The following is an 11,614-nucleotide window of genomic DNA, read 5'->3' on the forward strand; positions in this document are numbered from 1 at the left end:
GATAGTATGAACATAGTTATGGCTATGAATATGGGTGGAGACGATTTTATTGCAAAGCCCTTTGACCTTAATGTGCTGATTGCAAAGGTGCAAGCTTTATTACGCCGAACCTACGATTTTACAGGACAGACTAATTTGATTGAGCATAAAGGTTCAATACTTAATATAAGTGATGCTACCTTAAATTATCAAGACAGAAAAATTGAGCTTTCTAAGAATGAAAACAAGATACTGCAGATTCTTTTGGAAAATAAAGAAAAGGTCGTGTCTCGGGATACCATTATGACAAGGCTTTGGGAAACTGATAGCTATATCGATGATAATACCTTAACCGTTAATATAACAAGACTTCGTAAAAAGCTACAGGAGGCAGGACTATCTGATTTTATTACCACAAAAAAAGGTGTAGGATATATGGTGGAATGATATGAAGAAAATAGAGGTTTTTAAGTTTGTGATTTCCTATTTTAAAATGCGTCTTAGAGGGATTATTCTCTTAGTTTTGTTTTGTATCACCTTTGCACTTGTATTTTCTTTATATAATCTCCTCGTAGAACCGATAGTTTATGCTAGTGTACTATGTGCATGCATAGGTATTATCTTCCTTATAATAGATTTTATAAGGTTATATAATAGACATAAATTACTTCAAGATTTAAAAAGCAGCATTACCTTAAGCTTTGATAAACTCCCTGAGCCTAAAGATATAATTGAAAAGGACTATAAGAATCTGATTTCTACCCTCTATAGCAATAATATTCAGATAGCTCATAGTGCAGATATGAGCCAAAGCAATTTAATAGACTACTATACTTTATGGGCGCATCAAATTAAGATACCTATTTCAGCAATGGGTCTAATTCTTCAGTCCGAGGAAAGTGAGCTAAACTCAGAGCTTTCCATGGAGCTTTTTAAGATTGAGCAGTATGTAGAGTTTGTGCTGCAGTATCTAAGGCTTGAGAGCATGTCTTCTGACCTTGTGTTAAAAAAATACAGTCTCGATGATATAGTAAAGCAGGCAGTACGAAAATATGCAAGGATGTTTGTAAGAAAGAAAATTAAGTTAGATTTTGAAGAATTAAACTGTGAGGTTTTAACGGATGAAAAGTGGCTGGTATTTGTCATTGAACAGATTCTATCAAACGCATTGAAGTATATCAAAGAGGGGACTATTTCAATATATATGGATAATTTCAGTGAAAAGACTCTTGTTATAGAAGATACGGGTATTGGCATAAGGGAAGAAGACTTAAATCGTATAGGTGAAAGAGGGTTTACAGGCTATAATGGTCGATGGGATAAAAAGTCTACAGGCCTTGGATTATATTTATGTAAGCAGATTTTAAGTAAGCTCTCTCACAGCATAGCTATAGACTCCAAGGTTGACGAAGGTACAAAAGTAATGATTAATTTGGGAACTATTGAAGTACACATAGAATAAGCTTTTGCTGCAACCTTACGGCGGTGTAAGGTTAAAGGAAGAAATGTAAGCCAAAGTTAAGGCATACATTTCTTCCTTTTGTTATACTGAACATGTTAAAAATACTTAGTGTTTGAAAGGAGAAAATTATGTCTATATTAGAAGTTAAAAAACTTAAAAAAACATATGTCAGCCGTTTTGGTACAAACCATGTTCAGGCTTTATCCGATGTGTCATTTTCAGTTGAGAAGGGGGAGTACTTGGCTATTATGGGAGAGTCTGGCTCAGGTAAGACTACTCTTTTAAATATTATTGCAGCTCTAGATAAGCCATCAAGCGGCGAGGTAGTGCTTAGCGGTATAAGCAGTATGAATCTTAAGGAAAAGGAAATTTCTAAGTTTCGTCGTGATAATTTAGGATTTGTGTTTCAAGATTTTAATCTTCTTGATACCTTTTCTTTGCAGGATAATATATTTTTACCCCTTGTTTTATCTGGTAAGTCCTTTAATAAAATGAATAATCGCTTAAAACCTATTGCAAAGAAGCTTGGAATAGATGATATTTTGCAAAAATATCCTTATGAAGTTTCTGGAGGTCAAAAGCAGAGAGCTGCCGTTGCCAGAGCATTAATTACTCATCCGCAGCTTATTCTTGCAGACGAACCTACTGGAGCATTGGATTCTCATTCAAGTGATGAACTTCTTCACCTGTTTAATGATATTAATAAAGAAGGAGAAACCATAATAATGGTTACTCACAGCACTAAAGCAGCCAGCCATGCAAGCCGTGTGCTTTTTATAAAGGATGGAGAGGTGTTTCATCAGCTATATAGAGCCTCCATGTCCCAAGAAGAAATGTATCAAAAAATTTCTGATACACTTACTATAATTGCTACAGGCGGTGTAAAAAATGAGTAAGATGTTCTATCAAAAGCTGGCTATAAATAATATTAAAAAGAATGCAAAGACATATTTTCCATATATACTAACTTGTATAAGTACTATTGCCATGTTTTATATCATGAACTTTATATCAGTAAATGATGGACTAGACACTATGTATGGTGGAAGGGAACTCAAAACAATACTTAATTTAGGCAATTATGTTATTGGTTTTTTCTCAGTGGTTTTTCTTTTTTATACTAACAGCTTTCTTATAAAGAGGCGTAAAAAAGAGCTGGGTTTGTATAATATTTTGGGTATGGAGAAAAAGCATATTGCTAAGTTATTGCTTTGGGAAACCCTTTTTGTGGCAATTATGAGCATGATATTGGGACTGCTATCTGGAATTGCAGTAAGTAAGCTTATATTTTTAGTACTTCTTAAGATTTTAAACTTTAAGGTTACAATGGGATTTGTTATATCAACTAACTCCATAATTAAAACAGTTATTCTCTTTGGCTCTATTTTTCTATTAACACTTATAAATAATATGAGACAAATTCATCTTGCAAAACCTGTTGAGCTTCTTAAGGGGGGACAGATTGGTGAAAAGGAACCAAAAACAAAGTGGATTCTTACTTTAATTGGAATTTTAAGCCTTGGAGCAGGCTACTATATTGCCTTAACTACGGAAGCGCCTCTAGCTGCACTTAATATGTTCTTTCTCGCAGCAATTCTTGTTATGATAGGAACTTGGTCTTTATTTACTGCAGGAAGTATTGCCCTTTTAAAAATGCTTAGAAAAAATAAGAAGTTTTATTATAAGACTAATCATTTTATAAATGTGTCTGGAATGATTTATCGTATGAAACAAAATGCAGTAGGGCTTGCTAACATTTGTATTCTTTCAACTACTGTTCTAGTCATGTTATCTACAACAGTGTCGCTGTATATTGGTATTGAGGATGTGCTTAGAACAAGATTTCCAAGAGACATTTCAATAAACGTAAAAAATGTATCAAAAGAAAAGACAGAAATGATTGATAATCTTATAAAAGAGCAGGCAGATAAAGATAATATTACTTTAAAAAATATAGTTAAATACCGATCTTCATATCTACCTATGATACAAGATAAGAATTATTTCACAGATAATGGCAATAATTTTGATGCAAGCAATGCAAACAATTTAGGTTTCTTAGAATTTATACCATTAAGTGAATATAATGATTTGGAAAGTAAGTCTATTACTCTAAATGAAAATGAAGTGCTACTCTTTACTAATAGAGGAGAAATAGTTGAAGACAGCATTAATATTTTAGGTAATGAGTTTAAAATAAAAGAACGTATAAATACCATGACAGTGGATGGAATAGCTTCCTCAATAGCTGCTAACGGCTACTTTATTATCGTACCTGATGAAAATACAATTGAAAAAATATATGCTTCAAGCACTCAGTCTGATATGAAAATAGAGGATTTATCTTATTATTTTGCCTTTGATACTGATGATAATGCGGAAAAGGAAATTACTTTAACTAATGAAATTAATAGCAAAATAAAGCAATTATCTCTTGATGCACGTTGTGAAGGCTTGGAAGAATCCAGGGAATCCGCTTTTTCTCTATACGGAGGACTTTTCTTCCTAGGGATATTCCTTGGAGCACTATTTATTATGGCTACTGTACTTATTATATACTACAAGCAGATTTCAGAAGGCTATGATGATAAGGAGCGCTTTGAAATTATGCAGAAGGTTGGCATGAGCAAAGAAGAAATTAAAAAATCAATTGGCAACCAAGTGCTTATGGTGTTCTTCCTGCCACTTGTAACAGCAATTATTCATATTGCCTTTGCCTTTAAGGTTATAGTGAAGCTTTTTGAAGTATTAGGTTTTACTAATGTTACATTGTTTGTAATCTGCACAGCAGGAACAATTTCTGTCTTTGCCATTCTCTATGCTATTGTTTATTTCCTTACTTCACGAGTTTATTATAAAATTGTCAGCTAATTTGTTTTTCAGTTTAATAAAAGGGACGGTCTTGAAACATACTGGATCAGATGTTTTGAGGCAATCCCTTATGTTTTTTAAACTTCAATTGCAGATAATTTTGAATACAACGTATTTAAGTATTGGAGGAGAACCAAATGTAGAGGGAGGAGGTTCTCCTTCTTATTTTGCTTTAAGAAGAAAATTAATGATATATAATTCTTTTGTAAAGTGTTGACCCTAGCACCACGTCATAGTGTAATATAAAAATATAGCTTGAATATATTAACAAAAACTCATAGCTGGCTGAGTATTAGATAATATTTATAGCTGTAAAATCAAACTTTGAGGTGTAGCAATGAGAACAGTAAAACAAGTTTCGGATTTGACAGGAGTAAGTGTACGTGCACTACATTACTATGATGAAATAGGATTATTAAAACCAAGTGAAATTACAGAGGCAGGATATAGACTTTATGATGATGAAGCCCTTAAAACTCTGCAGCAAATTTTATTTTTCAAAGAGCTTGATATACCTTTAAAAGATGTTAAAGAGATAATGTTGAGTCGATATTTTGATAAAATGCAAGCACTAAAAAATCAGAAAAAGTTGCTTATTTTAAAAAGAAAAAGATTGAATGGCTTAATAGAGCTTATAAATAAAACATTAAAAGGAGAAAGCACAATGAATTTTAGAGAATTTGATATGAGTGAATATTTTAATGTATTGGAAGAATTTAAAACAGAACACGAAGATAAGGTAATCAAAATTTATGGTAGTGTAGATAAATATAATGACCATATTGAAAAATGTAAATCTAAGGAAGATGAAATTGCTAAAATGGCTATAAATAAATATGGAAGTATTGAAAAATATTCTAAGGCTTTAAAGAAAAGTCTTAACAATAGTGCTACGTTTACTTTAGCAGAACAATATGATGAGTTTAAAAGAGATTGCTTGGAAGATAAGCACCCTAAATTAAAAGAACTATTTAAAAAGCTTACATCTGACTTAAGTAAAGATACTTCTTCAAAGGAGATTCAAGAAATTGCTGAAGAAATAACAGATATAGCTAAAAAAGATTATGAAATTTTCAAAATGGATAATGGCAATGATCATTGGTACTATATGGTGCAAATTTATTTGGTATATCCTAAGTGGATAGAAGAAGTGGATAAGAAATATGGAAATGGTGCATCTAAATTTATCGGAGAAGCTCTAAAAAATTATTTGGGAGATAGGCAGCCTAAATTAGAAGAACTATATAAAAAGCTTACATCGGACTTAAGTAAAGATCCTTATTCAAAAGAGGTTCAACAAATTGTTGAAGAAATATCAGATGCAACTAAAAAAAGTCAAGGATTTTACAAAGTAGATGAGGGAGAGAATCATTGGGGTTATACAGCAGAGCTTTATTTATCAAATTCCACATGGATAAAAGCCATTGATAAACAATATGGAAGTGGAGCATCTAAATTTATGGGGGAAGCTTTAAAGTTTTATTCTGAAAATAGTAAGTAATGAATTAAAAACTATGAAGGATTTGCCATATAGAAAGAAGGTTACAAGTATTAACGTAGATACTCAAAAAATGAACTGCAATTAAATAATTAGAAGTTAAAAATCGCATAATTCAAGAAAGGAAATTATGCGATTTTTCACACTCTCATTTTCTATATATAAACTAGTAATTTTATTTCTTAATATTATCTAATTCTATGATAAATTCATCTCCAATTGGAGTAAAGTCTTCTGATGGCCATTTCGTAGCATATAGAGTCAGTGTAAGCTTTTTAGCATCTGTGCTGATTCCACCGTTATTACAGAACCAGCCTTTACCATTTTCACCATGCAGTCTTTTTAAATTAAATTTTACTTCGTTTCCAAGATCATCGGTACCTCTTAGTTCCATAATATAATCGGTGTTATAGCTACCTAATACGTCTGAAACATTAAAAAATATTTTTTGACCTAGATCATTGCTAGTATACTCTGTTATTTGTACATCTTGTTCAGAGGATAATGAGAAGCTTTCATCCATTGGAAAATGATAAGTATCTTTAGATAGAGCTTTTCCGTCCGCAGTAAAATTGAATCTCCAATTTCCTTCTACAAAAGTTTCATTTGTGACTCCTGTAATTTCATTATAAGTTCCTGATGTTTGTATTTTATTATAAATAATCTCAATATTAAGTTTTGTATTGGTATCTATTTCTGCATTAAAATCTTCTGTATTATACAACTCGCATGTACTTATTAATTCCACAGTATAATTATCCAATCGATTAATTTCCTGACCTCCAATAAGATAAAAATGGTTTCCATTCACATACATATCTGCAGAAGGAAATAGAAAATTACCTGTAGGTTTGTCTGATTTAATTGTACTAGTTACTATCATTTCATTTTTATCAATAATAACCTTGTTTAGTGTTATAGTATATCCTTTATCTGATTTGGAAGTATTGATTACTGTTGTATAATCCAGTAATTCTTCATCAACTTTATTAATTCCTAGAAAATCACTAATCAGTGAAGTAATACTTTGGGCTGTAGCATTTATTTCACTGCCAAAGATAGCATTTGTAAATAGTAATATTGCAAATGTTACACATGCTACACTTATAATACGCTTATAGTTTAGTTTCTTTTTGAATTTATTGCGTACCATCCGTTTCATTTTTCTTTTTTCTATATCTGTTAAGTCCTCTTTTTTAAAAAAATCTATATCTGTTTCTACGTCATTTAGTAAAGAATATATTTCATTCATTAAAATTGCTCCTTTCTAAGTTGAGAATAACATTTTCTGATTTTCTTCTTTCCTCTAGAAACGCGATTATAAACCACCGCTTTTTCTATACCCATATCTATGGCTACAGATTCCACAGTATTCTCATCAACAAATAATCGTTTAAAGATCATCTTGTCTTTTTCGTTAAGATAGGATAACATTTTCTCTACTTCTTCAGAGATTTCTTGTTCCAAAACATTAATATTAATTTTAGAATCAGAAACTTCACCTACAGATTCTAAAGGCTCTTCTTTTAGATAACGAAGATATCTTCTTTTACAATCAATGGCTTTGAATCTAGTGATTCCAGCTATCCAATTTTTAAAGGTGCTTCTATTTGTGTCATAACTTTCTATGTTTTCCCATATAGCAAGCAACACATCATTCATACATTCATCATGCAAGTTTGGAAGTTGATATAACTGCTTTTTTACAACTGTATTTAGAATCCATCCGTATTCAGATATAACAAATTCTAGAGCTTTTTCATTTCTATTTTTTAATTGGAAGATAAAGTTTTGTTCTGTAATTTTCATTTTCATGCTCCTTATCCATATACTAGCTAATGTAATTGGCCATTACACCTATTAATTCGTAAATATGTTACGTGTTTCTATCAATAATCAGAAATATAAATTTTTATATTTTTTTATTCTTATATAAATGGTTAAATTTTCTTAGTGTAAATAATTTTAAAATTAAAATTCTATGTCTATAATTTTAGATCATTGAATTAATCACCACAGTTTTCCGTAGAGGCTGATAATCTTTTGGCTATAGCAATAATGCAAATCAAAGTTTTACCTCGTAATGATTATTTTTGGTATTATAATATTATTTGGTATAATTGTAAAGTGTTGAGTAGGAATTGATAAAAGTATTATATTGGATTATTTTAATGAATAAACAAGTTGTAGGCTTAATGGCTCTAGGGCAGCATTTAAATAAATGGTAGTTACTGAAAGAAATATAAATCAATAAAGCATATATATAGTGATAGCAAAGATAGTTATTATGAAGAAGGTACAGTGGAAGATTCAGTTAATTTAATGATTGGATATTTTATAATTGGGACAGGTGTTGGAATAATTACAGAGAATTTTATGTGAGGACTTGTGGGTTCTTCTATAGGTATGGGGATAGGATGTATATTAGAAGTTATTAGAAGTAACAAAATAAGTAGATACGAGTAAACATTATTGAAGAGAGTTAATATTATAGATTATAATATTAGATTTAAAGGAATATTTGTGTATGTATAATCTAACGAATCAAACAATAATAGATGTTAAAGGTGGAAGTATAACTAAAAAACATAATTATGATAAAGTAATTTTAGTAGGAACTTATTTATATAAAGATAGTGGCTATGTAGAGAATGTGAATATAGTAGTAAATGAACAAGATGGATCTGTTATAACTACAAAAATACCCNNATGGAAAAGATGAAGTAATGGTAAGAGGTGAATATGGAGGATCAGGAGGGTATGCTATAGCAGCGATTTATGATTACATAAATGGAAAGCTTGTAGAAATATTTAATCCAGATATGTTTTCAGAAAAGTATGTATTCACGGCAAAGTATTTAGATGAATATAAAGTTCTAGTAGAGTCAGTTACCTTAAAGGAAAAATTTACTTTTGATATTTCACAAAGTCCAGCTATATATATAAATATGATATATGATGAAAATAAGAAAGTTAAATCAAAAGAAGTACCTACCGTCTCAGCAATTAATGAGGCATTTCCAATTAAGCTTGTATATGAAGAAAACTATTATTTATTTTTAAGACAAAGAGTGATTGGAGTTAATAATGCAGATACCATAGGTTATATAGAAAGCTTTGTAAACTTATTAAACAATGATATAAAAGTAGTAGATATGGGAGCTTATATGAAAGGTCAGAAAGAAATTTTAGATAGGTATACAAAGAATTTATATGAAAGATTTAGATAATGAGGGTAAAGATGAGTTGATTTTATGGATTCACTATACTGGAGAAGCCCATACTATTGATATCTATTCAATTAAAGATTATGTCATAAAGAAGAGTAGTAAATATGATAAAAGTATATTGTGGCTAAGAGGTATGTTATAATTATATAAAATAAAATTTTTGTAATATATACAAGGAGATGGAATTATGAAATTTAGAATTGTTTCATTACCACCGTTTAAAGCTGCTTCATCAGGGGTTGATAAAAATTTTGATTTTTCTGAAGAAGGAATATTGGGAAAGTTTGATGCATATTTTTCTGACATTAAGCCATTCCCACGAGATGACTTTATGCCACGAGATTTTTTATTTTTTGATCCTGTCGAACAAGGTATGGTTTGGTGGTGGGCACTAAATGAGGACATGAATAGTGGTAGTAACGATGTAGTTGACTTTGATGGCGGATATTATCTTACTTACACATATAGAGACGGCGATGAAGAAATGGGTAGTAAATTGTATAATGAGGCTATAGAATACATTAATAAATCAGAATTATTTGAATTGGATGAACGCCATAATCATTATAGTATGGGACATATTATTACTCCTAAGGATATTATCAAGGCACAGGGATGGGCACAGATGGAAACATTTATACCAATTAAGCTAAGAACGGAACATGATAGATAAGTATTAATTTATAGAAAAAAATATAAGAAAAGCAGTCAGTTGATGAACTGGCTGTTTTGTGTATTTACATATATGATTAAACTTTACATATTATTACTTAACATTTTCAGTTATAATTTAATCATATATTGTAGTTTAAATAGATCATTAAAGTGATTGGTTTGAAGAAAATATACAAATAATTATAACTACTAGATTGGCTTTTTTAGTTCTTTGATAGCTGAAAACTCAAAAAAGTATTATAATAGTCATTAAGAAACGTTGCCGTTGATATCACCAAGTAACGAATTTTAAGGAGATGTTACAAATGGAACTAACCGAAATCATAGATGAACTAAAGTCCCTTGGTACAGAGCGTACGAAAAAAATTTACATGAGCAAAGGTGCGAAAGAGCCTGTTTTTGGCGTAACAATAAGCGCTATGAAGCCGATTTTTAAGAAAATAAAATACAACCAGCCTTTAGCAGAGCAGCTTTATGCATCAGGAAATTATGATGCAATGTATTTAGCCGGCATGATTGCTGAGCCAAAAAAAATGGTTGAAGAAGATTTTAACCGATGGATAGAAGGCGCTTATTTTCATATGATTTCAGACTACATTGTGGCAGTAACCCTTGCCGAAACAGATATTGCCTTTACCGTTGCCGACCGTTGGATCGATAGCGGTGAAGAATTAACAATGTCGGCTGGCTGGAGTTGCTACGATTGGCTATTAGGCACTCGCAAAGACAGTGAATTTGACAAGGATAAACTTTTAGAAATGCTTAATAGGGTAGGTGACACGATACACAACCAGCCAAACCGTACTAAATATGCCATGAACAATTTTATTATGTCCGTTGGAATTTCGTATTTGCCCCTTCATGAAGAAGCAAAGAAAATTGCTCAAAAAGTAGGAAAGGTAGATGTTTTTATGGGCAAAACCCTCTGCCAAACAAATGTTGCAACAGAATATATTCAAAATGCAGTTGATAAAGGAAGACTAGGCTTTAAACGTAAACATGTAAGATGTTAGAGTATGAAATAACTAAGATTTATTTGATGAAAGATTTAAGCTTCTTTCTAGGCATTTAGATATGGGGAAAGCTTCAATATAAAAAGATTAGGAGGGCTAAAGATGGAGAAAGAATATAATATGTTTTTAAGTAATTACATGAACGTAGATGATCCATTAAAAGACAAGGATATTATTCATAAAATGTCAGTAGTAACAGCCCATTATGCATATAGGAATGGACCAATAGAAGATATGCACGCTGATAGAAATAAGAGTATATATGATGATGATATGAAAGTATTAAATAAGCTTATTGTGAATAGATTAGCATCTATATTTAAAATTATATTAGATAGTGATAAAGTAAATCAGATAAAAGTAAAGTATGGGCGTGGTGATATAGATCGACAATTAGCAGAAGCAACAATGATATATGTTTTTGAAGAAGGGTTTATGAAACAGGAAGTAATAATAGAAAATTTAGATGATAATGATATTAATGTAGTATATGATTTTATGAAATTTAAATTAGAAGTAGTATTTAGTATTATTTTGACAGGAAATAAAGAGGAGANNATAAAAAAGTTTTTGGCTTATGGAATATTCTATGGGCAATCTTGGGATTATGCAGTGCCAGAAGTACTAACTTTTGAAGAGTTTTTACAAAAATTACAAGCCGTATAATGATGAAAGATACGGGACACTATTGGAGAAAGATGTATTAAGAAAGCAACAGATATAGCAAGGAATCTTTTTGATGTTTTAGATGATGAAATAATAGCATTAAAAAATGATTAGATTTTCCCAATCAGAAGATTATAATTTTATCAAAGTTTCAATTAAGGGAAATCTTTTTAGTAGCTCCCTTAAAAAAGTAAGTAGGGAACTATTTAAATATAAAAAT

The 11,614-nt window shown here is 30.7% G+C and carries 11 protein-coding genes; 9 read left to right on the forward strand and 2 right to left on the reverse strand.

Annotation, left to right across the window (positions count from 1 at the left end; genetic code table 11):
• The 5 genes from B2671_RS01320 to B2671_RS01340 all read left to right on the forward strand — a co-directional run.
• A partial coding sequence (locus tag B2671_RS01320; protein ID WP_346868792.1) for a response regulator transcription factor occupies positions 1 to 426 on the forward strand: 426 nt, incomplete at its 5' end.
• 1 nt (position 427) lies between these two features.
• The gene (locus B2671_RS01325) at positions 428 to 1,441 is read left to right on the forward strand and encodes a sensor histidine kinase (protein ID WP_346868793.1); all 1,014 of its coding nucleotides are present in this window, start codon (positions 428 to 430) and stop codon (positions 1,439 to 1,441) included.
• Positions 1,442 to 1,569: 128 nt separating this feature from the next.
• A complete protein-coding gene (locus B2671_RS01330) occupies positions 1,570 to 2,337 on the forward strand; it encodes an ABC transporter ATP-binding protein (protein ID WP_346868794.1) in 768 nt (255 codons plus the stop codon).
• Entirely contained in the window at positions 2,330 to 4,312 is a 1,983-nt protein-coding gene (locus tag B2671_RS01335; RefSeq protein WP_346868795.1) for an ABC transporter permease, read from the forward strand. The genes B2671_RS01330 and B2671_RS01335 overlap by 8 nt, the downstream gene beginning before the upstream one ends.
• Positions 4,313 to 4,649: 337 nt before the next feature.
• Positions 4,650 to 5,813, forward strand: a complete 1,164-nt coding sequence (locus B2671_RS01340; RefSeq protein ID WP_346868796.1) for a MerR family transcriptional regulator — start codon at positions 4,650 to 4,652, stop codon at positions 5,811 to 5,813.
• Between the two features lie 172 nt (positions 5,814 to 5,985).
• On the opposite strand, the gene B2671_RS01345 is transcribed toward B2671_RS01340, so the two are convergent.
• Both B2671_RS01345 and B2671_RS01350 read right to left on the reverse strand, forming a co-directional pair.
• Positions 5,986 to 7,062 carry a DUF4179 domain-containing protein gene (locus tag B2671_RS01345; RefSeq protein WP_346868797.1) on the reverse strand — a complete coding sequence of 359 codons (1,077 nt, stop codon included), beginning with the start codon at positions 7,060 to 7,062 and terminating at the stop codon, positions 5,986 to 5,988.
• Positions 7,062 to 7,619, reverse strand: coding sequence for a sigma-70 family RNA polymerase sigma factor (locus tag B2671_RS01350; protein WP_346868798.1), 558 nt, complete (start codon positions 7,617 to 7,619; stop codon positions 7,062 to 7,064). Before B2671_RS01350 ends, B2671_RS01345 begins: the two co-directional genes overlap by 1 nt.
• A 917-nt stretch (positions 7,620 to 8,536) precedes the next feature.
• Between B2671_RS01350 and B2671_RS01355 the strand changes: the two genes are divergently transcribed.
• The 4 genes from B2671_RS01355 (at position 8,537) to B2671_RS01370 (ending at position 10,728) form a co-directional block, all read left to right on the forward strand.
• On the forward strand, positions 8,537 to 9,040 hold the full coding sequence (locus B2671_RS01355) for a hypothetical protein (protein WP_346868799.1): 504 nt from the start codon (positions 8,537 to 8,539) through the stop codon (positions 9,038 to 9,040).
• Positions 9,024 to 9,182: a hypothetical protein gene (locus B2671_RS01360; protein WP_346868800.1), complete on the forward strand. Its 159-nt coding sequence runs from the start codon at positions 9,024 to 9,026 to the stop codon at positions 9,180 to 9,182. Before B2671_RS01355 ends, B2671_RS01360 begins: the two co-directional genes overlap by 17 nt.
• A gap of 45 nt (positions 9,183 to 9,227) precedes the next feature.
• Entirely contained in the window at positions 9,228 to 9,713 is a 486-nt protein-coding gene (locus tag B2671_RS01365; RefSeq protein WP_346868801.1) for a hypothetical protein, read from the forward strand.
• 307 nt (positions 9,714 to 10,020) lie between these two features.
• The gene (locus B2671_RS01370; RefSeq protein WP_346868802.1) at positions 10,021 to 10,728 is read left to right on the forward strand and encodes a DNA alkylation repair protein; all 708 of its coding nucleotides are present in this window, start codon (positions 10,021 to 10,023) and stop codon (positions 10,726 to 10,728) included.
• The last annotated feature ends 886 nt before the right edge of the window (positions 10,729 to 11,614 follow it).

Origin of the sequence: Clostridium sp. UBA5119 (assembly GCF_002414285.1) — a bacterium.
GTDB lineage: Bacteria > Bacillota > Clostridia > Clostridiales > Clostridiaceae > Clostridium_J > Clostridium_J sulfidigenes.